This is a genomic window from Marinobacter sp., from assembly GCF_048269445.1.
In the GTDB taxonomy this organism is placed as follows: Bacteria; Pseudomonadota; Gammaproteobacteria; order Pseudomonadales; family Oleiphilaceae; genus Marinobacter.
In genome coordinates this window covers 62368-86618 of the sequence record NZ_JBLXIQ010000005.1, presented here as the reverse complement: position 1 = coordinate 86618, position 24251 = coordinate 62368, and the positions used below count along the sequence as shown (strand labels likewise).

Sequence of the window (24251 nt, the reverse complement as noted above, 5' to 3'; positions counted from 1 at the left end):
CTCGGTCGGGCCATCCCTGGCCCTCCACGGTTCTGAACAGGGCCTCCAGCCAGCCTCGACCAAGCACCCAGGCCAAACGATCAGCGGCCGACGACTTTCTCAGCTTCTTCCACCGGCGTATGGCGAACGTCCTCGCCTTTGACCATGAAGATCACATTCTCGGCAATGTTGCAGGCGTGGTCACCTACCCGCTCCAGCGCCCGAAGCACCCACATCACAGACATGCATCGTGAAATGTTGCGGGTGTCTTCCATCATGAACGTCAGCAGGGTACGCGCCGCTGCCTGATATTCCTCGTCGACCCGCTTGTCTTCCTTCATGATCCTCAGGGCCTGTTCGGAATCCAGCCGGGCAAAGGCGTCCAGGGCATCGTGGAGCATGCTGAGCACGTGGCTGCCAATGTGGCGCACTTCGACATAACCGCGGGGAGCCTGTCCTTCTTCGGTCAGTTTGATGGCCAGTTTAGCGATCTTCTTGGCCTCATCGCCAACGCGCTCCAGATCAGCGACCATCTTGATGACGGAGATTACCAGTCGCAAATCCCGTGCGGTGGGCTGGCGACGGGCGATAATAAGGGTCGCCTCTTCGTCGATTTCTATTTCCATCCGGTCGACTTTTTTGTCGTTGGCACGGATTTCGTCGGCCATCTGGCCATCGCCATCCACCAGAGCCTGAATGGCATTCTCGACCTGGGCTTCAACCATACCGCCCATTTTCAGGAACTCGGTTTTGAGCGCCATCAGTTCATCATTGAACTTGTGGGAAATGTGATCCCCGTAAACGTCGTCCTTCTTCGTAGGCATACTGTTTTTCTCCAAAATTCCTCAGGACCGGAATCAGCCGAAACGGCCGGTTATGTAAGACTCGGTCAGTTCATGTTCCGGCGAGGTAAATACCTTGTTGGTCTCGTTTACTTCTACCAGGTGCCCCAGGTGGAAGTATGCTGTGCGGTGAGATACCCGGGCTGCCTGCTGCATGGAGTGGGTCACAATCACAATCGTGTAGCTCTCCGACATTTCCGCAATCAGCTCTTCCACCTTGGCGGTGGCGATGGGGTCCAGTGCCGAACATGGCTCGTCCATCAGGATCACTTCCGGGCTCACGGCGATTGCCCTGGCGATACAAAGTCGCTGCTGCTGGCCGCCCGACATGCCGGTTGCAGTGGCGTCCAGGCGGTCCTTTGCTTCTTCCCACAGGCCGGCTTTGCGCAGGCTGTTCTCGACAATCTCGTCCAGATCGGACTTGCGGTTTGCCAGCCCGTGAATACGCGGGCCGTAGGCCACGTTATCGTAGATCGACTTCGGGAACGGGTTCGGCTTCTGGAACACCATGCCAACCCGGGCACGAAGTTCCACCACATCCCGCTTCGGGTCGTAGATATCGTGATCGTCCAGCTGCAGGGATCCCTTCACACGACAGATATCGATGCTGTCGTTCATGCGGTTCAGACAGCGCAGGAAAGTAGACTTGCCGCACCCGGAAGGTCCGATAAAGGCAATGACCTGATTGCGGGAGATATCGAGACTGATCTTTTTGATGGCACGCGTGTCACCATAGAATACGTCAACATCGCGAAGCTTGAACTTCGGGTCATCAGAAAAGGGTCTGCCAACTGTTTTGCCCTCCTCGATGACGGTTTCAGCCGGTTTCTCTTCCTGAACCGGCACAGCTGCCGTTCCCGACTGAGATGCTTCACTGGCAATCGTGGGGTTTATGCTATTCATCCGAATTCTCCTTACCACCGGCGCTCAAGACGCTTACGCATCCAGATCGCCAGTGCATTCATACTGATCAGGAAGGTCAACAGCACCATGATGGCGGCTGATGCACGTTCAATAAAGGCCAACTCGGGGCTGCCTGCCCACAGGAAAACCTGCACGGGCAATACGGTTGCAGAGTCGAAGAAGCCATCCGGCACATCCACGATGAACGCAACCATACCAATCAGCAGCAGAGGAGCGGTCTCGCCGAGAGCCTGAGCCATGCCGATGATTGAGCCAGTAAGCATGCCGGGCATGGCCAATGGCAACACGTGGTGCAGGACCACCTGCATTTTCGACGCGCCAATCCCTTCAGCCGCTTCGCGAATGGAAGGAGGCACACTCTTGATGGCGGCACGGCTGGAAATGATGATGGTGGGCAGGGTCATCAGCGTCAGCACCAGACCACCCACCACCGGCACCGACCGCGGCATGCCGAACAGGTTGATAAATACCGCCAGGCCCAGGAGGCCGAAGATGATTGAAGGCACCGCGGCCAGATTATTTATATTCACCTCAATGAAATCAGTGAACTTGTTCTGGGGGGCGAACTCTTCCAGATAAATGGCCGCCGCCACACCAATCGGAAACGACAGGATCAAGGTAACGAACATGGTCAGCAGCGAGCCTACGATAGCCCCCAGAACTCCCGCCTTGGAGGGATCCCGGGAGTCACCGTTACTGAAGAACACATCGTTGAAGGCCGTGTCGATCACGCCCCGCTCGAGTAACTGATCAACCCAGGCCTGTTGCTGCTCCGAGAGCTTGATCGAATACGCTTCATCCCCGCCGTGTTTGACATACACATCAACGTCCGTGTGGGACAGAAAGGTCATGGTCCTGTTGGTGCCCAGCCAGTCCGGGTTCGCTTTCAAGGCATCCCTCAGGGTAATCGAGGCGTAGGGATTGATAAGATCCCGGACCGCGTCACGGTTTTCCTCGGTGGCCCCGGGGATTTCCTTGATCAGAGCCTGAACCAGTGGCTCCACGAAATCCGCCATCTTGAGCTGACGCTCATCGGTGGCATCATCCAGGTACATCATTTCACCATCCAGTTCCACCTCCATGGTAATGGTGGTTTTTATGAAGCCGGTGTAGCCCTTGCCAATGATGTCAGCAAACAATACCACCAGTGCAGAGAGCGCTATGGCAATCGCCAGGATGCCGTAGGCACGGAAACGGCGTTCCTTGCGGTAACGGTGCTTGAGTGACTGACGGACAATCTCCGCCTGTGAACGTTGATCAGTCATACTGTTCCCGATATTTACGAACAATTTTCAGGGCAATTACGTTGAGCAGCAGGGTTGCCAGGAAAAGCATGGCACCAAGTGCAAATGCGGCCAGCGTTTTGGCACTGTCGAATTCCTGGTCACCGGTGAGCAGCGTAACGATCTGGACCGTTACCGTTGTCACTGTTTCCAGCGGGTTAGCGGTAAGATTCGCCGCCAGCCCAGCGGCCATAACCACAATCATGGTCTCACCGATGGCCCGGGAAACCGCGAGCAATACCCCCCCCATAATGCCCGGCAAGGCAGCAGGGAAGATGACCTTTTTCATGGTTTCGGACTGGGTTGCGCCCAGGGCCAGGGAGCCGTCCCGAAGGGTTTGTGGAACCGCATTGATCACGTCATCAGACAGGGACGACACAAACGGAATGATCATGATCCCCATCACCCCACCAGCTGCCAGGGCGCTTTGGGAAGACGCGTCGATACCGAATGAGGCGGCAAAATCACTGATGAACGGCGCCACCGTAAGGGCAGCGAAGAAACCGTAAACCACGGTTGGAATCCCGGCCAATAACTCAAGCAGGGGCTTCACAATACTGCGAACATGCTTATTGGCGTATTCCGACAGGTAAATCGCCGACAGCAATCCTACCGGAACGGCGACTAGCATAGCGATTGCCGAAATCAGCAAAGTCCCGGTGAACAGGGGAATCATGCCGAACGCGCCTTCGGCAGCCACCTGATCCGCCCTCAATGCGGTCTGAGGACTCCAGTTGGTGCCAAAAAAGAATTCAACAAACGAAATTTTCTCGAAAAAGCGGAAGGTCTCAAAAGCCACCGAGAAGATGATGCCCATTGTAGTCAGGATCGCCAGGGCAGCACAGGCGAAGAACAGCCACTTCAGAATTGACTCCACCTGAGCCCGGGCGTTAATTCTGGGCTGAATGCGCAGCCATCCCAGGAAGCCTGCCAGTACCGATACCGAAATCACCAGTGCACTCATCAGCATCTGACTCTGTTGACGCAGAGCCTTCAGACGTTCCGCCGCCTCAGCTATGGGCGCCTCCACAAATCCTGGTGGCAGGGCACCACTGGCCACGTTACTGATCTTGCTAAGCAGCAAGCTTGCGTGACCCTGACCGGACTGCAACACCTCAGGTGGCAAAGAGCCGATCACCAGAGTTTGTATCACTTTATCCTGGAACGCCGCCCACAACCCCAGTACCAACAGGCCGGGAATGACGCACCAGAGTGCAGCCCGCGCGCCGTAATAAAACGGTAGCGACTTGAGATGACGTATTCCTCCCAATGGCATCGCCAGTGCCCGGGATCGGACATAGCCGAACCCATAAGCCACCAGGGCCAGGACGAGGGTCAGTAAAAGGAGAGTGGATGCTTGCATGAATTTTCCCGTCTGACACTTCAAATAGGCAACAAGTGTAAAGATTTATAACAAGTTTCGCACTCGGTGCGTTATACGGACGAAAGGGTGCGGGCCCTTTCGGGCCCGCACCCTTATCAGCTACACCTTGTGAGGCGAACTGGTTTACATCAGCTCTTCTTTCTTCAGGTTCGGCATGTTTGCCGCCTTGTCCTGCAGATCCATCAGGGCGTCGCGAGTCGGAACAATCAGGCCAACACTCTTCAGGTAGCCGTTCGGACCCATTGCCGCGCCGCTAACAAACTCTTCAACGTATTCCTTGATACCAGGAATAACGCCAACGTGCGCCTTCTTGACGTAGAAGAACAGGGAGCGGGCAACCGGATACTCGTCGTTCGCGATAGCCTCATTGGTTGGCGCTACACCGTTCAGGGTAGCGGCCTGCAGGCGATCCGCATTTTCTTCCAGGAAGCTGTAACCGAAAACACCATACATGCCAGCGTCGTCAATCAGCTTCTGTACGATCAAGTTGTCGTTCTCACCGGCTTCGATGAAAGCGCCATCTTCACGAATGCTCTGACAAACGGTTTCCATGTCGTCTTCGCTCATGTCGGCAACCGCCGGCAGATCTTCACAGCCACCCTGCAGGGCCAACTCGTTGAAAGAGTCACGAGTACCGGACGTTGGGGGCGGTCCCATCACCTGAATTTTCACATTCGGCAGATCGGAATCAATGTCGCTCCACTTCTCGTATGGGTTTTCGATCAGTTCATTTTCGTTTTCCGGATTCGGCACTTGCTTGCCCAGGGCCAGGAACAGCTGCTCCAGGGTCAGATCCATATTCTGGGCCTTACTAGAGCTGGCAATAACGATGCCGTCGGAACCGATACGAAATTCGGTGATGTCCTTGACGCCATTGTTCGTGCACAGATCGTATTCGGAGGTTTTCATGCGACGTGAGGCGTTGGTGATGTCCGGGTTCTGGGTGCCGATGCCCTGACAGAACAGCTTCATGCCGCCGCCGGAACCGGTGGATTCCAGTTTCGGAGTCGCAAAGTCGGTCTTGGTGCCGAAACGCTCGGCAACTACAGTCGCAAACGGATAAACAGTTGAGGAACCCACGATGCTGATGGTGTCACGAGCCATGGCAGGTGCGGACATGGCAGCTACAGAGCCGGCCAGCGCAACAGTTGCGAGTGCTTTGTTCAATTTCATCACGTCAAGTCTCCATTTCTTGGTTTGGACGTTCTGTCGGATGTGTTTTACCGATGGGTGCAGACTAATGGCACTCTGTGACAACTTTGTTACAGCTTTTGAAATATAGTCCGGAATATTCAAATTTGCTTGCAGCGGCGCCTCAGCCCGCTACCATGCGGGTTAAAACAATTCCAGGCTTCCTAAAGGCAGTACTATGACCGCGTATGACGATGACAAACCCACCCCCCGTGGTGAACTGACGCTTCAGGTAGTTCCCCTTCCCGTCGATACCAACGCCAATGGCGATGTGTTCGCCGGCTGGCTGGTCAAACAGATGGATATCGCCGCTGCCACCATGGCCGGGCGCATTTCTCAGGGCCGCAATGCCACTGTGGCCATGGACCGGATGGAGTTTCTGTCGCCGTTGAGGGTCGGATCGCAGGTAAGTTGTTATTGCGAGCTGGTCGATATCGGACGCAGCTCCATGAAGATCAACGTGGAGGTTTGGACACTGGATCGCACCGCAAAGCATCCTCGCAAGGTGACCGAGGGTCTGTTTGTCTACGTGGCTATTGATGAGCACGGCCGGATTCGGGAAGTGCCCGAACAAGGCCTCTAAACTTCATTTCCAGCCATGCAACAGGCGAGCGTAATTCAATCGCTCCCAGGTTTGGGCATTCGGGGCATTTGCCATGGAGAGGGCGCCCCGGGCTTCGGCCAGTGAGTCGTAGCCCATTCCGGACAGTCTGCGCTTCATCTCTTCAGTGATCCTGGCCAGCGCCTCAGGCCCCTCAGCCAGCAAGGCTGAAACTAGTTGCGCAACCGTGGCGCCCGACAGGATCGCCTTTGCAGCATCGTCACCACTATGAACTCCGCCTGAAACGGCCATTTCAAGGCCTGTCCCGCCATACAGCATGGCAACGCCATGCAGCCGCAACGGCAATTCGGCGTTGGTGGACAGCACCACTTCCCGGCTCAGCTCCAGTTCATCCAGATCCATATCCGGCTGGTAGAACCGATTGAACAGAACCAGTCCTTTCGCACCCGCCGCTTCCACGCCGCCGACAAAAGCCGGCAACGCTGAATAAAATGGCGACAATTTGACGCTGACCGGAATGGTGACCTGCTCTACCACCGAGCGCACCACATCGAGCTGGCGTTGCTCGAGGGTGGTGGCGGTGTCGGAGGGGTCTGTGGCCAGATCATAAAGATTAAGCTCGATGGCGGACGCGCCAGCGTCTTCCAACTCCCGGGCATGCTGGGTCCAGCCGCCGGGGGAAATGCCATTGAGGGACGCAATCACCGGAACATCCAGTGAACTTTGCAGCAGCTCCAGGCGCTTCAGATAGCTGCCAGAACCCATTTCAAACACTTCGGATTCGGGAAAGAAGGACCGCGCCTCGGCATCCATGTTAATGCGGGAATCGATAAAACGATGGGCCGCCATCTGCTCCGCCACCAGCTGCTCTTCAAACAGCGAGTGCATCACGACGGCACCGGCGCCGTTCTGCACGCAGGCTTTGAGGGCGTCCAGGTCATCGGTGAGCGGACCGGCACCAACCACCAGGGGCGAGCGCAGGTCGAGCCCGAGCCATCGGGTTGTCAGGTCAGTCATGATTTGCTGCTCCCTTGCCTTCTTGTGCTGTCTGCTCATGGGGCTCAAAATGAATCCCTGCCAGTTGCATGTACAGCTCACGCTGATCACTCGCTGCTTCGCTGGCTGCGGTCGCCAGCAACTCGTAGCGCTGGGGATCCCGCAATTCCAGCATGCGGAAGCGGGCTTCCTCCTGCATATAGGTTTTCATCGGCACTTTCTGGCGCACGGAATCCAGCTGCAGGGGTGGCAGACCCTCCTGAATCCGACGGGGATCGAAGCGATAAATCGGCCAGGCCCAGCTGTCCACCGCCCGCTTCTGTTGCGCAGGGGAATGCACCAGATCATAGCCGTGGGCAATGCAGGGGCTGTGGGCAATGATCAGCGCCGGGCCATCAAAGCTTTCGGCTTCCTGCAGGGCTTTGGTGGTCTGGTTGCTGTGGGACTGCATGGCAATCTGAGCCACGTAGACATGGCCATAACTCATCGCCAGCAGGCCCAGATCTTTCTTGCGGGTTTCCTTGCCAGCGGCGGCAAACTTGGCAATCGCCCCCATGGGCGTGGCCTTGGATTGCTGACCTCCGGTGTTGGAATACACTTCGGTATCCAACACCAGCAGTTTGATGTTCTGGCCTGAAGCCAGGGCATGATCAAGCCCCCCATAGCCGATATCGTACGCCCAGCCGTCACCGCCAATTACCCACACGCTCTTGGGGCACAGCTCATCCGCCAGACTTGCCAGTTCCTGCACCTGCGGGCCTTGCCGATCCGCCAGCCAGTCGCGCAAACGGCCCACCGCGTCACGTCGTGCCGCGATGGCGGCTTCGTCGAGAACGGCGCAGGGACCCGTTAAATCACGGTATAATTCTGATGGAAGGCTCTCTTGCATGCCCTCCAGCAACTGGCGGGCCCGGCCCACCAATTTGTTCAGCCCCATCCGCATGCCCAGCCCCAGTTCAGCGGCATCCTCGAACAACGAGTTGTTCCAGGTTGGCCCCCGCCCATCCGCGTTCACCGTATAGGGTGTGGTCGGCAGGTTGCCGCCATAGATGGATGAGCAGCCGGTGGCATTGGCAATCAACAAGCGATCACCCAGTAGCTGGGTGAGCAGGCGAATGTAGGGGGTCTCACCACAACCGGCGCAGGCGCCGGAATACTCGAACAGTGGGATCAGCAGTGGTAGCGACTTGAAGTCCCGGGGAATGCGATCCCGGGGCACGTCTGGCAGACCGCGCAGGAACGCCAGGTTCTTTGCCTCCACCTCCCGGTGTTCCTCCAGTGGCCTCATGTTGATCGCCTTGCGTTTGGGCTGGGTACGATCTTTGGCGGGGCACACCTCCACACACAGACCGCAGCCGGTACAATCTTCCGGGGCCACCTGAATCCGGTAATCCAGACCTTCCAGTTCCGGATTATGGGTTTCGGGTACCGCTTCGAAGGCATCCGGGGCACCCTTGCCGGCTTCCGGCTCGAAAACCTTGCTGGTAATCGCCGTGTGCGGACAGATCATTGCGCAGAAGTTGCACTGCACGCAGAGATCGGACTCCCAAATCGGGATTTCCTGGGCAATGCCGCGTTTCTCGTACTGGCTGGTACCGGTTGGCCAGGTGCCGTCCGGTGGAAACGCACTGACCGGCAATTTGTCGCCCTGACCATCCATCAGCAGCCGGGTGACTTTCCGGACGAAGTCCGGTGCATCCTCCGGAACTCGTGGCGGACGAACGCGGGTTGCGGTCACCTCGCCCGGCACCGTCACTTCATGCAGGTTTTCCAGGGCGGAATCCACCGCCTCCACATTTCGTCGGACCACCTCCGGCCCGCGCCGCCCCCAGGTCTGGCGGATCGATTCCTTGATGTGGGCAATGGCCTCGTCACGGGGGAGGATGTCGGCCAGGGCGAAGAAGCACACTTGCATCACGGTATTGATGCGTCGTTCCAGACCGGCTTTTTCTGCCACCTCGGCGGCGTCAATCACGAACAGACGGGCCTTGCGCTCCACCAATACCCGCTGGACCTCCACGGATAGCCGGTCCCAGACCTGGTTCGGTTCCCAGGGCACATTTAGCAGTACCGTGGCGCCCGGAGCCGCATGCTCCAGGACATCAAACCGTTCCAGAAACTGAGGTGCATGGACGGCCACAAACTGGGCCTGGCGGATCTGATAGCTGGAACGAATCGGCAGCGGCCCGAAGCGCAGGTGCGATACGGTGGTGGCGCCGGATTTTTTGGAATCGTAGACAAAATGGCCCTGGGCAAACAGGTCCGTGCCCTCACCGAGGATCTTGATGCTGGCCTTGTTGCTGCTGACGGTGCCATCCGCGCCCAGACCGAAGAACAGGGCCCGGCGGGTTTTCGGCGACTCGATGTCCAGTTCGCTGTCCACGTCCAGCGACAGCTGCGTCACGTCATCGCGAACCCCCACGGTAAAGCGGGTTTTCGGTGCAGACTCGTTCAGCTGATCGAAGACCGCGCAGACCATGGCCGGGGTGAATTCCCGGGAAGACAGACCGTAACGCCCGCCGATCACCCGGGGCAATGCTGACCGATCGCCCCGGCTGTAGGCTTCCATCAGGGCGCCGCTGACTTCCAGCAGCAGTGGCTCGCCCTGGGCACCTGGCTCCTTGGTCCGGTCCAGCACCGCCAGGTGTTTCACGGTATCGGGCAACGCCTGCAGGAAACCGTCGGTGGCGAACGGCCGGAACAAGCGCACCTTGAGTACGCCAACCTTTTCCCCCCGCGCCATCAACCACTCCACGGTTTCATGGGCGCACTCGGCGCCGGAGCCCATCAGGATGACCACCCGCTCCGCCTCCGGATGGCCCACGTAATCAAACAGCTGATACTGACGACCGGTGATTTCGGCAAACCGCGCCATAACGGCTTCCAGGCGTTCGGGGAACGCCTGGTAAAACGGATTGGTCGCTTCCCGTGACTGGAAGAAGGCATCCGGATTCTGGGAGGTGCCCCGCACCACCGGCCGATCCGGTGTCATCCGGCGGCTGCGATGTGCTTCCACCCCCTCGTGAGACACCAGCGCCCGCAAGTTCTCGTCACTGAGCGCCACAATCTTGTCGATTTCATGGGAGGTGCGGAAACCATCAAAGAAATGCATGACCGGTACCCTGCTCTCCAGGGTCACGGCGTGGCCGATGGCGGCGAGGTCCTGGGCTTCCTGCACGGATCCGGAGGCTAGAAGGGCAAAACCGGTGCCTCGGGCGCTCATCACATCGGAGTGGTCACAAAAAATCGACAGGGCATGGGTGGCCACACTTCGGGCGGCAACGTGCATGCAGAAAGGCGACAGCTCGCCGGCAATCTTGAACAGGTTGGGCAGCATCAGCAGCAGGCCCTGGGAAGCGGTAAACGTGGTCACCAACGAACCCGCCTGCAGTGCACCGTGCATCGCGCCAGCAGCCCCGGCTTCGGACTGCATTTCCACCACGCCGGGCACCTGCCCCCAGAGATTGGGTTTGCCGAGGGCCGCCCAGTCATCGGCGTGCTCCCCCATCACCGAGGCCGGAGTAATTGGGTAGATGGCAATGGTTTCGCTCAATCGGTAGGCCACCGAGGCCACGGCTTCATTGCCATCCAGGGTCTGGAACGCCATTGCCACCACTCCTTGTCAAAACCTTCGGACTTTTCTGAGTCTAGGCAGGGGTTCCGTACTCTGCCAGATCTGGGGGTGTGCAGATCATCAAAATTACCGGGAAACCTGAGTTCCGCGGCATAACGGATCAGCAGAATCGCCTTCCAACACAGAATGACCGATCAGTTCGTCAAACAGGGACTGATACTCACCGGCCAGCACCGAGGCTCGCCAGGCGTCTGGCTGGCAGTGGAAGGGCTGCTGCCGCAAAAGACTTTCCAGGCGATCAGCCGCCGCCTCGACTTCCGCCTCTGCATCCTGCTCATGGCTTTCGTATCGGCAGGAATCCGGCACATATTCACGGTAGGCCAGGCGGTCTGGCGCCAGCGGCACACAGCCCGAGGCCATGGCCTCCAGCATCGACAGGCCCTGGAAATCGTGCAGCGCCGTTGAGATAACGACATCTGCTTGAGCCAACAGTTGGTCGTAATCGTCCCGGCTGTCCAGAAAGCCCCATTGCTCAACCCGGTCCTCGAACTGCTGACGGATTTGATCAAACGCCTTCGGGTGGTTCCGGAACCGCTCACCCACCACGCTCAGCCGAAACGGAATCGAGCGCCGGTCCAAAGCCTGCAGCAATTTCAACAGGCGTTCAGGCCCCTTGTCGTATTCCCAGCGGTGGTTCCAGAGCAGGTGTGGGCAAGTCCAGTTTACCGGGCCCGGACGGTCGGAAAACAACCGGTCTTCAATCGGCACCGGTATCACCCGGGATTTTTTGCGCAGAGTGGCGATCAATCCGTCTGGCACTCCGTCGGGCATGTTGTCGAGAAAGTCCCGGGCGCCGTTCAGAAAGCTGTCACGGTTCCAGGCACTGTTGAATACCACACAATCCGCCGAGATGGCGCTGTAAAGGTTCACCATCTGGGGGTCGACACTGGCATTCTGTTGAGGGGACACCGGGAAGGCAAACTGGTTCTCATGCATGTACAACAAGCACGGTGTCTGGGCCAAGCCTGGGTGGAAGCTCCGTAGTGAAGCAAGATCCACCATGGAGGTGGCAATTACCAGATCCCAGGATTCCTTCAAGCAGGGCTCATTTAGCCAGCTCAACGGATTGCCCCGAATGCGCCACCGGAAGAATCTCGGAGTCAACGCGAGAGTGCACCACTCATACTCGTGGAACAGACCCGTAAGCTGCTCCCGCCAGCGCTGGTGGCTGGCTGCGTCATAGCCGGACAGGAGCAGGATACGGGGCCCATAAGCCGGGTTCTCTAATCTGGAATCCGCCATGTTCGCCCCCTACATCCATCCCCGGCGTTTGAAAAACCACAACAGACCGGCGGTAATGACAATCATCACACCCCAGACCATGGGGTACCCGAGGTACCAGCCCAGTTCCGGCATCGCCCAGGGGCTATCCGGGTTCTGAAAGTTCATGCCGTACACGCCTGCCACGAAGGTCAGCGGAATGAAGATAGTGGCAATGATGGTCAGCACCCGCATGGTTTCATTGGTGCGCTGGCTGATGCTGGAAAGGTAGATATCGAGCATGCTCGTCGCCATTTCCCGGAAACTTTCAAGCAGCTCAATAATTTGCACACTGTGGTCATGGCAGTCCCGGAAATAAACCTGCGTGTTCGCATTGATTAGCGGGTCTTCCGTTCGCATCAGACTGGTTAACAGCTCCCGTTGTGGCCATAGGACGCGCCTGAGCACCAGCAACTCTCGCTTCAGGCCGTGAATTTGGGCCAGGGTCCGCTGGTTCGGATTCACGAGCAGATCTGTCTCCAACGCCTCCAGCTGGTCACCGAACTGCTCCAGCACGGGAAATCCGGAATCGGTGACCAGATCAAGCAAGGCATACAACAGGTAATCGATTTGCCGGGTTAGAAATCGCCGGTTATTAGGCAGCCGCATGCGCTTTCGGACCGGTTCGAAGGGGTCTTCGTCAAGCGGGCAGAGACAGATCAGGTAGTTTTTTCCAATGAACAGGCTGATCTGGACGATGTCCAGATTCTCGCCATCGTAAAATGGCATGGCCGCAATGAGAAACAACTGGTCATCATAGAGCTCTAGTTTGGGGCGCTGCCCCGTGTTGAGCACATCCTCAAGGGCCAGGTCGTGCAAATCAAAGAGATCGCCCAGATTTCTGAGGGTTTCCGGATCTGCCTGGCCATTAACCTGAATCCAGGTTTTTGATTCTCTTTCCAGGTAGTCACGGCAGTCAGCGGCATTCGCCAACCGCACCTCCTCGAGGTGGTCGTCGGTGTAATCGATCAGGTGGATGGAAACCGGCGGTCTGCGGTCACTCTTGGCAACGAGAGTTCCGGGCGCGGTGCCGGGGTTGTGGTAATGTTTGCTGAAATAGGCCATGTCGCGTTCCTGTGCGCCTTACCGGTTACTGGTCGTTACCCTTTTCTGGCGTTCTGTTCCCGAGCATAACAGCTTGCAGCTCAGACCGAATGGGCCGACGTCTTGCCCCGGGCCAGCGACCAGAGTCCGAACACCGGCCCGGGCACCAACAGCAGCGCCACCCAGACCTCCAGCTCATTCCACAAGGCGCTGGTCAGCCAGATGGCGGGCAAGGTGAGTCCGAATCCCACCGCATTCATCACCGCCAGCGACGAGCCGATGGATTCCCGTGGCGCCGTGGCGGCCGCCAGGGCAGAAAACTGCGGCGAATCCGCTACCACGGCAAGCCCCCACACCAGTAACAGGGCCACCAGCAGAACCGGCGACAGCGCACTCATCAGGGGATACACCAGGCACAGTAACCCGGAAACCGTAAGCGCCACCCGTGCCACCCACTCGCTGCCCCGGGTTCGACTGAGCCGGCCGCCACCAATACACCCGGCGGCACCGATCCCTATGATGGCGAAGGCCAGCCAGGGCACGAACCCCTGCGCCATTCCCAGGCGCTCCAGTTCCCGGCCCGCCAGCAGGGGGACCAGTGTCCAAAAAGCGTAGAGCTCCCACATATGGCCGAAGTAACCACCGGCAACCGCCCGGAACCGGGGGATCCGCAATGCGGCCAACCCCTGGCTCAGGGGTACAGGGCCGCTGCTTTGGGGCAAATGTGGGCCGTCACCCAACACAGATACCATGCCACCGCCGACCAGAGCCAAGACCGACGCCACCAGTAACGGCAACTCCCAGGGCATGCCGAACGTTGCGCCACGCAGAAGGTGAGGCGACGCCGTGCCGAGTGTCAGCATGCCCACCAGCCATGCCAATGCCGCCCCCGAATATTTCGGCGTCCAGGCAATCACCATTTTCATCCCGAGCGGATAAATGCCCGCTAGGCAGAGCCCCGTGGCAAATCGCAGCACGAAATCCAACGGTGGCAGGTGAGCGACAAAGACAAATCCGCCGTTAACCACGGCACCCAGCAGGCTCGAGACCGCAAAAATCCGACTGGCGCCAAACCGGTCCGCCAGTCCGGTTACGGCAATGGTTAACGTACCAGCGATGAAGCCAGCCTGAACCGCCAGTGTCAGGCGACCCAGGTCCATCTCCGTCAGACCCAGCTCCCGGGAAAGCGACAGCCAGACGCCGTTTATACTGAACCAGAGCGACGTCCCGAAAAGTTGGGCCAGCACAATTACAGGCAGGGGGTAACGTCTTAGCAAGTCGATCATTGTTGTTGTCTTTTCTCCACGAGATAGGCACAGCCTAGCCTCACTGGAAGCGCCTCGCCCATGCTACTTTGGTGTCTGGCATGTGGTTGTTGCCTCCCCGATCAAACTGGCTCAAGACTGTACCAACCGGTCCAGACGCAAACGCTCACGATCATCAAAAAGCCGGCGGCCACCACAGCTGACCGCCATCACTGCACCAATACCGGTGGCTGCCGTAATGATGAGCATCACCAGGATCTGGTATTTCACCGCCACCGCGGGCGGGCTGCCCGCCAGAATCTGACCGGTCATCATGCCCGGCAGACTGACAATACCGGCCGCCGCCATGGCATTGATCGACGGCATCATGCCGCTGCGCATGGCGTCTCTCCGAATATCCTCCAGCGCCTGTTGCCAGGTCTGTCCGAGCATCAGTCGGTTCTCGATAACGCTCCTTTGCCGCCAGACCGATTCATTGAGCCGATCCAGGGCCAGGCTGACACCGGTCATGGTGTTGCCGAGCATCATGCCCAGTAGAGGGATGGCATATTGGGGGGCATACCAGGGGTCGGGTCCGATCACCACGGTCAGGGCCAGAATCGTGATTGTGAACGACGAGACGAACATGGCACCGGTGCCGATACCGAAGGCCCACCAGCCCTGCAAACGCCGACCCTGGCGTGCCACCACCTCTCGGCCTGCGATCAGCAGCATGACCAACGCCAGCAGGGCAATCCAGTAAAACGCAGAGGACGCAAACAGGGCTTCAAGTACCAGCCCGATCAGCGCCAACTGGATGACCGTGCGGATGGCGGCAATCAACAGGCTGCGGGTAATTCCAAGCCGGGCAACGTATCCGGATACACCCAGAGCCAGCACCAGCAGGGCCGCCAGCCCCAGTTTCCACCAGGCAAGATCAATCACTTCCATGGACAGGCTCCAGTCCGGTTCCGTGAATCCGGTAGTGGGCATCGGCCACACGATGAATCTGGCCGGGGTCATGGGCGACCCAAAGGGTAGCGATACGCCGCCGCCGAATCTCTTCAAGCAGCCAGATTTCAATGGCTTCCGTGCTGCCGCCATCCAGATTGGCAGTCGGTTCGTCCAGCAACAATGCCTCTGGCTGAAGCGCAAGCGCCCGCCAGAGGGCCAGCCGCTGACGCTCGCCAGAGGACAGCCGACTGACCGACCAGCCCATCACCTCGGACGGGAAGCCCAGAGCCGTTGGCAGTCGCGAGCCGGCTTCAGCTGGAAAGTGCCCTCCCACTTCATCAAACCACCACTGACTGTCGGCCGGTACCATCACCACGCGGCTCCGCCACTGGTGGGCGGGCGTATCCTGCTGACTGGTCCCCCCCAAAGAAATGCCACCACCATGGGGTTCGAGATCGGCCACTGCCCTCAGCAGGCGACTTTTGCCACTGCCGGAGGGGCCGGACAGGCAAACGACCTGCCCCGCAGGCACCACCAGCGATACCTCTCTCAGGGCGCCAACACTAACGTTCTCCAGCGAAAGTTCTGTCAAAATGGGTTTACCAGGGTCGGCAGAATCAATAATGGTTATACCATTACACAGGATCTTGCCAGCAACCAGCCACACGGGGCCGAATGAATGAACCTCCGAATCCTCACTGCAGTCCTTTTTATCCTCATTCTGCCAGTGCAACCGGTGGCGGCAGAGGTTGGTGTGTCGCCGTTTGCGGGTTTTCGCATGAGCAGTTCGGTGGATGTCGAGACGGCCGGGGCCAGTGCCGACGATCAGATCCACTTCCGCGATTCCCCAAGCCAGGGGCTGTCACTCAATTTTGATCTGGCCGAGCCTGGCAAGCAGGGGGAGCTTTACTTCAGCCGGCAAAGCACCTCAGCCCGGCTGGACAATGGCCTGTTCGCCCCGGGCATCGAGTCCATTGATCTTACGATTTACCAACTCCAGTTCGGCGGGCTCTATTTCCCGGGCGGGAAAAGCTACGGAGGGTTTGTCTCTGGCGTGCTGGGGGTGACCCGCCTGGAACCGGACGATTCGAGATACGATACCCACCACCGTGCGGCACTGTCGCTCGGTGGCGGCTATCAGTTTTTCCTGACCGAACAGCTGCGCCTGAGGCTGGATCTTCGCGGCGTTTACACCGCCCTGAACCCTGGAGGTTCAGTGTTCTGCTCCGGCGGGTGCGAGCTCCGGTTTCGCAGCAACGGCTACTTGCAGGTAGAAGCTGGCGCAGGATTGGTCATGCGTTTCTGACACTGGCTCACGCCACCGCTTGCCGCCGTTCGGGCAACAGCACCGACAGTAACGACGCCATGGCCACCAAAGCCGATGATATCCACAGGCAGGCCTCCAGCCCGTAAGCCTGGTAGACCCAACCAGACAGGATCGTTCCCAACAATCGCCCGGCCGCATTGGACATATAGTAAAAACCCACATCCAGGGAAACACCATCGCCTCTCGCGTAACTGACAATCAGGTAACTGTGCAGGGAAGAGTTGACCGCAAACAACACGCCAAACAACAGCAGACCGCAGATAACGACAAGCTGAGGAGGCCAGCCGGCCATCAGACCACCAGCAATGGCCGCGGGCACCACTGCCAGTGCTGCCGCCCAGAGCACCACAGGTTGTTTGCCCTCCATATTGCCGGTAATGCGCGGCGCTATGGCCTGGATGAACCCATAACCAATAATCCAGATGGCCATGAAACCACCCACTTTCCAGAAGTCCCAGCCAAAAACTGTATGCAGGTAAACTGGCAAGGCCACCACAAACCACACATCCCGGGCGCCGAACAGAAACATGCGCGCAGCCGACAACACGTTAATTGCTCTGCTTTTGGACAGGATCTGACTGAACTTCGGCCTGGCCTTGCTTTTGCCCAACGCCTGCTTGAGCAGCAAGAGACTGGACAGCCATACCACGGCGAGGGCAGCAGCCATGATGATGACCGCTCCTGAGAAGCCGGCAGCCACCAGCAGCACGCCACCGAGGAAGAATCCCACGCCCTTGAGGGTATTCTTGGAGCCGGTCAGGATCGCCACCCATTTGTATAACGTGCCCTGTTGCTCGTCCGGCACCAGCAACTTGATACCGCTCTTGGCGGACATCTTGTTCAGATCCTTGGCAATGCCCGACATGGCCTGTGCCGCCATCACCCAGGGCACGGTGAGCATGGCCGCCGGTACCGCCAGCATGACCAGCGCCACGATCTGCAGAAACAGCCCAATGTTCATGGTTCGGTTCAGGCCCATGCGGGCACCCAGATAACCGCCCACCAGATTGGTCACCACCCCGAACAACTCGTAGAAGATGAACAACAGGGCGATTTCCAGCGGCGAGTAGCCCAGCTGGTGAAAATGCAGCACCACCAGCATCCGCAGGGCCCCGTCGGTCAGGGTAAAAGCCCAGTAGTTGCCGGTGATGACCAGGTACTGGCGGATGGCGTCCGTCATATCAGGCAGAACCGACTCTACGTGCCAACTCGGCGGTGCGGTTGGCGTAGCCCCATTCATTGTCATACCAGGCGTAGATTTTCACCTGGGTGCCGTTGACCACCATGGTGGACAGCGCATCGACAATGGAGGAACGTGGGTCGGTCTTGTAATCGATGGACACCAGCGGCCGCTCTTCGTAGCCCAATATGTCTTTCAGCTCGCCCTCGGCCGCTTCCTTCAACAGCTGGTTCACGGTGTCGCGATTGGTGGGCGTTTCTACTTCAAACACGCAATCGGTCAATGACGCGTTGGTCAACGGCACCCGCACCGCGTGGCCATCCAGTCGCCCTTTCAGTTCCGGGAAAATTTCGATAATCGCCGTTGCAGAACCGGTGCTGGTCGGAATCAGCGAACTGCCACAGGCTCTCGCCCGGCGCAGATCCTTGTGGGGCGCATCGATGATAGTCTGGGTGTTGGTCAAGCTGTGAATGGTGGTGATAGAGCCGTGTTTGATGCCCAGCTTCTGATGAATCACCTTGACCACTGGCGCCAGGCAGTTGGTAGTGCAGGAGGCGGCAGTGACAATGCGGTCGTTGGCCGGGTCGAAAGTATCGTCATTCACACCCACCACGATGTTCCTGGCACCCGCTTCCTTGACCGGAGCGGTGACCACCACTCGCTTCACGCCCTGGTCCAGATACCCCTGCAAGGCACTGACTTTCCTGTTCACGCCACTGGCCTCGATCACCAGATCACAGCCGGACCAGTCGGTTTCACCGATGGTTCTGTTGTGGGTCACGCGGATGCGCTGCCCCGCGATAACGATACCCGTCCCATCCGCCGTGGCCTCCTGACTCCAACGACCGTGGATGCTGTCAAAGCTGAGCAGGTGGGCCAGTGTGCCGGCATCCGCACCCGGGTCGTTGATGGCAACAAACTCCAACTCCGGCCACTGCCAGGCAGCGCGCAAGGCCAGACGACCGATACGGCCAAATCCGTTAATGCCTATTTTGATCTTGCTCATGAGGTGCTCCTGAGGAACCCGTTCCAAACATTAACCAGCGTGCGGATTACAGGCATTGGACAGACGGGCGATCTGCCATGGCCTGCAGCCGTGCAAGCGGGTTCTCGATCAATCCCGGGTTTTTGGTGCCAGTTTCATCCAGCACCCGGGCCAGCCACGGCGGAATACCCGGATGCAAAGAATAATAGATCCACTGGCCCCGACGTTCCGTTGCCAGAAGACCAACCTCCCGCAGTGTCGCAAGATGCCGACTGACCTTTGGCTGGGGAGCGTCAAAGGCTTCGGTCAGCTCGCAAACACAGAGTTGCTCCTCGCTTCGGATCATCAACAGCGCGGCAAGGCGGAAGTCGTCGGCCAATGCCTTGAACACCGCGACTGGCTCATAGCTGGCAGGTTTTCGGCCGGTCGCTTTCTCATGGACAAGGGCAAAAAGAGCAATGCGCTCTCTGATTTCCTTGAGTGTCAGCGCGAAGGTCGCGTGGCGGTTTGCCGGTACCGGATCGGCAAAATCCCAGGCAATCTGCTGGGCAGGTTGGCAGATTGTGCCGCACTCATTGGCAGCTTTCTCGCAAAGAGTAATGACATAATCCCAGTATTGCCCCTGCACATCCGCCAACGGCTTGCTGTGCAGGCCTTCGATGGTGATGCCGGCTTCCTCAAGAACCTGTAATGCCATCGGGTGGGGTCCGGTCGGCTCGGTGCCGGCACTGGCCACCTCAAACCGGTCCCCGGCCATAGCACGGAGCAACGCTTCTGCCATCAATGACCGGGCACTGTTGGCGGTACAGACAAACAAAACGCGACGCTTCATATGCGAATTCCAATATATTCGTATTTATGAATATCTGTTTATGTGCATAATAGAATTGTGAATGCACCGAGTAAAGGAAACCTCACGTTAAAATGGACAACAGCAAGGGAATGAATGCGGCGACCTCTTCCGAAGGCATGGATCTTTTTGGGCGGTACCTGTCAGTCTGGGTAGCGCTGGCGATCGTCACCGGCGTCGCGCTGGGCCAGCTGGCACCTGCGATACCCGAGACATTGTCCCGCTTTGAATACGCCCAGGTGTCCATCCCCATCGCCATGCTGATCTGGGCCATGATCTTCCCGATGATGGCGCAAATCGACTTCAGTGCCATCGTGGATGTGAGAAAAGAACCAAAAGGGCTGGCCATCACTACCATCGTGAACTGGCTGATCAAGCCTTTCACCATGTTTGCTATCGCCTGGTTCTTCCTGATGGTGGTGTTCAGGCCGTTTATTGCGCCACAACTGGCCAGTGAATACCTGGCCGGCGCGATTCTTCTCGGGGCAGCGCCCTGTACCGCCATGGTGTTCGTGTGGAGTTACCTGACCAAGGGCGATGCCGCCTACACCCTGGTACAGGTGTCCCTGAATGACATCATCATGTTGTTTGCCTTTGCCCCCATTGTGGTGTTCCTGCTGGGCATCTCCGATATTCAGGTGCCCTGGGATACCGTGCTTCTGTCGGTGGTGCTGTACATCGTCATTCCCCTGAGCGCCGGCTATCTCACCCGCCGCATATTAATCGCCCGGCGCGGCCAGCGGTGGTACGACGACGTCTTTATGAAGCACTTGAGCCCGGTCACGCCTTCCGCCCTGATAATCACACTGTTGCTGCTGTTTGCCTTTCAGGGCGAAGTGATCCTGAACAATCCCCTGCACATTGTCCTGATTGCTGTGCCACTGATAGTGCAGACATTCCTGATCTTCTTCCTGGCTTATGGCTGGGCCAGGCTGTGGAACGTACGCCATTGCATCGCAGCCCCCGGTGCCATGATCGGCGCCAGCAACTTCTTCGAGCTCGCAGTAGCCGCTGCCATTGCCCTGTTCGGCCTGCAATCCGGAGCTGCCCTGGCAACCGTCGTCGGCGTTCTGGTCGAGGTACCACTCATGCTCGTTCTGGTGCGCATTGCCAACAAGACCCGGAATCGGTTCCCGAGCTGAGGACACGGATCCGGAAATCCGTCGGATACCCTCGCGGCGCGCGCGCAACAGGACTACACCCTGATCATCCCCGGACAGCACGGTCACGTCTGAAAATAAGCCCTGATCGGCAGCACCGCTGATCGGGTCTGCCACATTGCCCAACGACCGCTCTTAGTGGTTCCGGGCTGAATTGACCGACATCAATAAAAGTTGAAATCAACGCTGAAGAGGCTGGTGGAAATTAAGAGCCTGCCCTAAATTTGTACAATATTCATACAAAAACGGGGGCCATGGGCCGTTATAGCGGGGACCCGAAAAAAGGAAAGGGAGAATCCAATGAAACTGTCAAGAAGACGGTTCCTGGCCTTTACAGGCACAACCGCAGCCGGCACCGCCGCCTTGGGCGGCAACCTGTTACTGAACCCGGCCTACGCCGCCGAAGGCAGCCAGCAACCTGGAAAGGTGATGCTGGACTACCCGAAAATTACCGTCAGCAAGGCTGGTGATCTGAAGGTCGGCCAGCCGATGTCCTTCACCTACCCGGATGCCGCTTCACCCTGCACCTTGGTCAAAACCGGACGCAAGACCCGGGGTGGCGTGGGCCCGGAGGGCGATATTGTCGCCTACAGCACCCTATGCTCCCACATGGGTTGCCCCGTGTCCTATTCGGCCGAAGAGCGCACTTTCAAGTGCCCCTGCCACTTCAGCGTGTTTGATTCCGAGCTGAATGGCCAGATGGTGTCTGGCCAGGCCACTGCAAACCTGCCCCGGATACTCCTGAATTACCGGGATTCGGATGATTCCATTGAGGCGGTGGGCGTGGGAGGTCTGATCTACGGCCGCCAGTCCAATCTGCTGCCCGGTGCCTGAAGGAGGGAGCCACCATGTTTGAATACAACAAGGACCGGATTGCGCTGCCACCAGCGAACGCCCAGAAAACCCAGACCTGCTGCCATTTCTGTATTGTCGGCTGCGGTTACCACGTCTACAAATGGCCCGCGGATCAGGAAGGTGGCCTTGCGCCCGAGCAAAACGCCCTTAGTGAGGATTTCCGCCAACAGCTGCCTCCCATGCAGATAACGATGACCGAGGCCATGACCAACGTTGTTCAGGACAGTGACGGCAGCTATCACCGGATCATGATCGTGCCGGACAAGAACTGCAAAGTGAACAGCGGTCTGGCATCGACGCGGGGCGGCCAGATGGCCTCCATCATGTACTCGGAGCAGACGCCGGTTGGAAGCCAGCGGCTGAAATACCCACGGGTATTCGCCGGCGATGAATGGAGGGACACCAGCTGGGATCAGGCCCTAGCGCTTTACAGCCACCTGACCAGGCTGATACTGGATGACGCAGGTCCGGATCAGCTGATGTTCAACCTGTTTGACCATGGGGGTGCCGGTGGCGGCTTCGAAAACACCTGGGGTACCGGCAAGCTGATCTTTACGGGGCTGGGCACCAAGATGGTACGGATTCACAACCGCCCCGCCTACAACTCGGAGTGCCATGCCACCCGGGACATGGGCATCGGCGAGCTGAACAACAGCTATGAAGACGCCCAGATGGCCGACTGTATCTTTTCCATCGGCGCCAACGCCTACGAGACCCAGACCAACTACTTCCTCAATCACTGGCTACCCAGCCTCCAGGGCCAGACAACTGACAAAAAGCGTACGGTCTATGAAGACGGCGAAACCATTCAACAGACCAAAGTCATCCTTGTAGATCCGCGCCGGGCACTCACCGTGGCCCTTCTGGAACAAGCGATTGGCAAGGACAACCTCCTGTTCCTGGATATCGAGCCGGGCACAGATACCGCCTTGTTCAATGGCCTGCTGACCTATGTGGTCGACCAGGGCTGGCAGGATGAGGCCTTTATCAACGAATACACGACCGGCTTCGAGGATGCCCTCAAAGCCAACCGCATGAGTCTGGACGAAACCAGCCAAGTCACCGGGATCAGCAAGGACAAGCTCATCAAAGCTGCGGAGTGGGCTTACAAGCCGAAAGCCTCCGGCCATCTGCCCCGCACCATGCATGGCTATGAAAAGGGCATTATCTGGGGTAACGACAACTACCGCATCCAGTCCGCCCTGGTGGATCTTGTGCTGGCCACCCACAACGTTGGCCGTCGGGGCACTGGCGTGGTCCGCATGGGGGGCCATCAGGAAGGCTACTGCCGGCCGCCGTATCCGGGTGGCCGCCCGGCGCCCTACGTGGATCAGGAAATCATTCAGGGCAACGGCCAGATGCTCACCGTCTGGGCCTGCAATGCTTTCCAGACCACCCTCAATGCCGAGCAGTACCGGAACGAAGTTCTGCGCCGCAGTGACATCGTCAAACAGGCCATGCGAAAGGTACGCGGTGCCAGGCCCGAAGAAATGGCAAAAGTAATCCACAAGGCAGTGAAGGAAGATGGCGGCCTGTTCGTGACCATTATCGACCTATATTCCACCAAGTTTGCAGATGCCGCTCACCTGGTGCTGCCAGCAGCACATACCGGTGAAATGAACCTGACCTCTATGAACGGCGAGCGGCGCTTGCGCTTGTCCGAAAGGTTCATGGACCCTCCCGGAACCGCCAAGCCGGACTGTCTGATTGCTGCAGACATCGCCAACGCTCTGCGCAGGCTTTACGACGCCGAAGGCAACGCCGAAATGGCCGAGCGCTTTGCAGGCTTTGACTGGAAAACCGAAGAAGACGCCTTCAACGACGGCTTCCGCCGGGCAGGCCAGCCAGGGGCACCGAAAATCGACAGCCAGGGTGGCCCCACCGGGCATCTTGCCACTTACGAACGTCTTCGAGCCGCAGGTAATAATGGCGTTCAACTGCCAATCAAGGAATACAAGGACGGCAAGTTGATCGGAACGGAAATGCTGTACACCGACGGCAAGTTCGATACCGACGACGGCAAGGCACATTTCCAGGCTGCGCCCTGGAATGGCATGCCTGATGTCGTGGAAGAACAGCGCAAGAAGTACCGGTTCTGGGTCAACAATGGCCGGACCAACCAGATCTGGCAAACCGCTTACCACGACCAGCACGTGGATTTCCGCCGTGGCCGTTATCCGATGGCCCCGCTGGAAATCAACCCGGAGGATGCCAAGGATTTTGGTATTGAATCTGGCGACCTGGTCGAGCTGTTCAATGACTACGGCGCGACAACGGCTATGGCGTATCTGGAGCCAGACATCAAGCCGGGCCATGTGTTCATGGAGGCCATGTACTTCAATTCCGTTATGGGCGACCTGGTGACTCCCTGGACCGACCGGAATATCATCCCCTACTACAAGGGAACCTGGGCGGATGTCCGCCGTGTAGGGCGCATTGAGGGTTTCGCCGACAAGGTAAGCTTCAAGCGCCGACGGTACGTCTGAGCCAAAGGTACTTTTTGATCTGTGCCGGGCCCCTGATCCGGCCCGGTTTTTCGTCCCCTTATGTAACTGTTCAGCCTCTGCCGGCCCTGCTACTATCGCCCTCCTCTTGCA

Annotated in this window: 20 protein-coding genes; 5 read left to right on the top strand and 15 right to left on the bottom strand. The window is 58.4% G+C overall.

The window, feature by feature from the left end; genetic code table 11:
- Positions 1–80 precede the first annotated feature (80 nt).
- The 5 genes from phoU to ACN0XM_RS11895 form a co-directional block, all read right to left on the bottom strand.
- A complete protein-coding gene (phoU, locus tag ACN0XM_RS11915; RefSeq protein ID WP_417567164.1) occupies positions 81–803 on the bottom strand; it encodes a phosphate signaling complex protein PhoU in 723 nt (240 codons plus the stop codon).
- A gap of 33 nt (positions 804–836) precedes the next feature.
- Complete coding sequence (pstB, locus tag ACN0XM_RS11910; protein WP_417567163.1) at positions 837–1724, bottom strand: phosphate ABC transporter ATP-binding protein PstB; 888 nt, start codon at positions 1722–1724, stop codon at positions 837–839.
- Between the two features lie 11 nt (positions 1725–1735).
- On the bottom strand, positions 1736–3010 hold the full coding sequence (gene pstA / locus ACN0XM_RS11905) for a phosphate ABC transporter permease PstA (protein ID WP_417567162.1): 1275 nt from the start codon (positions 3008–3010) through the stop codon (positions 1736–1738).
- Positions 3003–4391 (bottom strand): phosphate ABC transporter permease subunit PstC, encoded by a 1389-nt coding sequence (gene pstC / locus ACN0XM_RS11900; RefSeq protein WP_417567161.1) that lies wholly within the window; start codon positions 4389–4391, stop codon positions 3003–3005. The genes pstA and pstC overlap by 8 nt, the downstream gene beginning before the upstream one ends.
- A 144-nt stretch (positions 4392–4535) precedes the next feature.
- Complete coding sequence (locus ACN0XM_RS11895; protein WP_417567160.1) at positions 4536–5588, bottom strand: substrate-binding domain-containing protein; 1053 nt, start codon at positions 5586–5588, stop codon at positions 4536–4538.
- A 193-nt stretch (positions 5589–5781) separates the two neighbouring features.
- Between ACN0XM_RS11895 and ACN0XM_RS11890 the strand changes: the two genes are divergently transcribed.
- Positions 5782–6186 carry an acyl-CoA thioesterase gene (locus ACN0XM_RS11890; RefSeq protein ID WP_417567159.1) on the top strand — a complete coding sequence of 135 codons (405 nt, stop codon included), beginning with the start codon at positions 5782–5784 and terminating at the stop codon, positions 6184–6186.
- Between the two features lie 3 nt (positions 6187–6189).
- On the opposite strand, the gene ACN0XM_RS11885 is transcribed toward ACN0XM_RS11890, so the two are convergent.
- The 7 genes from ACN0XM_RS11885 to ACN0XM_RS11855 form a co-directional block, all read right to left on the bottom strand.
- Positions 6190–7182 carry a dihydroorotate dehydrogenase-like protein gene (locus ACN0XM_RS11885; RefSeq protein WP_417567158.1) on the bottom strand — a complete coding sequence of 331 codons (993 nt, stop codon included), beginning with the start codon at positions 7180–7182 and terminating at the stop codon, positions 6190–6192.
- Positions 7175–10768, bottom strand: a complete 3594-nt coding sequence (gene nifJ / locus ACN0XM_RS11880; RefSeq protein ID WP_417567157.1) for a pyruvate:ferredoxin (flavodoxin) oxidoreductase — start codon at positions 10766–10768, stop codon at positions 7175–7177. The genes ACN0XM_RS11885 and nifJ overlap by 8 nt, the downstream gene beginning before the upstream one ends.
- 93 nt (positions 10769–10861) lie before the next feature.
- Complete coding sequence (locus ACN0XM_RS11875; protein ID WP_417567156.1) at positions 10862–12037, bottom strand: tRNA-queuosine alpha-mannosyltransferase domain-containing protein; 1176 nt, start codon at positions 12035–12037, stop codon at positions 10862–10864.
- A 9-nt stretch (positions 12038–12046) separates the two neighbouring features.
- Positions 12047–13120 (bottom strand): magnesium/cobalt transporter CorA, encoded by a 1074-nt coding sequence (corA, locus tag ACN0XM_RS11870; RefSeq protein ID WP_417567155.1) that lies wholly within the window; start codon positions 13118–13120, stop codon positions 12047–12049.
- An 80-nt stretch (positions 13121–13200) separates the two neighbouring features.
- The gene (locus ACN0XM_RS11865; RefSeq protein ID WP_417567154.1) at positions 13201–14385 is read right to left on the bottom strand and encodes an MFS transporter; all 1185 of its coding nucleotides are present in this window, start codon (positions 14383–14385) and stop codon (positions 13201–13203) included.
- A 111-nt stretch (positions 14386–14496) separates the two neighbouring features.
- On the bottom strand, positions 14497–15294 hold the full coding sequence (locus tag ACN0XM_RS11860; RefSeq protein ID WP_417567153.1) for an ABC transporter permease: 798 nt from the start codon (positions 15292–15294) through the stop codon (positions 14497–14499).
- A complete protein-coding gene (locus ACN0XM_RS11855) occupies positions 15281–15889 on the bottom strand; it encodes an ABC transporter ATP-binding protein (RefSeq protein ID WP_417567152.1) in 609 nt (202 codons plus the stop codon). The genes ACN0XM_RS11860 and ACN0XM_RS11855 overlap by 14 nt, the downstream gene beginning before the upstream one ends.
- Positions 15890–15976: 87 nt before the next feature.
- Here ACN0XM_RS11855 and ACN0XM_RS11850 point away from each other — a divergent pair, with 87 nt between their 5' ends.
- Positions 15977–16603: a hypothetical protein gene (locus tag ACN0XM_RS11850; protein ID WP_417567151.1), complete on the top strand. Its 627-nt coding sequence runs from the start codon at positions 15977–15979 to the stop codon at positions 16601–16603.
- Between the two features lie 7 nt (positions 16604–16610).
- Here the strand turns inward: ACN0XM_RS11850 and arsJ are convergent, their stop codons facing one another.
- From arsJ to ACN0XM_RS11835, 3 genes are read right to left on the bottom strand one after another with little or no spacing between them, the layout of a single operon-like run.
- Positions 16611–17804, bottom strand: coding sequence for an organoarsenical effux MFS transporter ArsJ (arsJ, locus tag ACN0XM_RS11845; protein WP_417567150.1), 1194 nt, complete (start codon positions 17802–17804; stop codon positions 16611–16613).
- Position 17805: 1 nt separating this feature from the next.
- On the bottom strand, positions 17806–18810 hold the full coding sequence (locus ACN0XM_RS11840) for an ArsJ-associated glyceraldehyde-3-phosphate dehydrogenase (RefSeq protein ID WP_417567149.1): 1005 nt from the start codon (positions 18808–18810) through the stop codon (positions 17806–17808).
- Between the two features lie 46 nt (positions 18811–18856).
- Positions 18857–19621, bottom strand: coding sequence for a metalloregulator ArsR/SmtB family transcription factor (locus tag ACN0XM_RS11835; RefSeq protein ID WP_417567148.1), 765 nt, complete (start codon positions 19619–19621; stop codon positions 18857–18859).
- 92 nt (positions 19622–19713) lie between these two features.
- On the opposite strand from ACN0XM_RS11835, the gene arsB reads away from it, so the two are divergent.
- From arsB to ACN0XM_RS11820, 3 genes are all read left to right on the top strand, one after another.
- Entirely contained in the window at positions 19714–20781 is a 1068-nt protein-coding gene (arsB, locus tag ACN0XM_RS11830; protein ID WP_417567147.1) for an ACR3 family arsenite efflux transporter, read from the top strand.
- Positions 20782–21099: 318 nt separating this feature from the next.
- On the top strand, positions 21100–21633 hold the full coding sequence (locus ACN0XM_RS11825) for an arsenate reductase (azurin) small subunit (RefSeq protein WP_417567146.1): 534 nt from the start codon (positions 21100–21102) through the stop codon (positions 21631–21633).
- Between the two features lie 14 nt (positions 21634–21647).
- Entirely contained in the window at positions 21648–24140 is a 2493-nt protein-coding gene (locus ACN0XM_RS11820; RefSeq protein WP_417567145.1) for an arsenate reductase (azurin) large subunit, read from the top strand.
- Positions 24141–24251 lie beyond the last annotated feature (111 nt).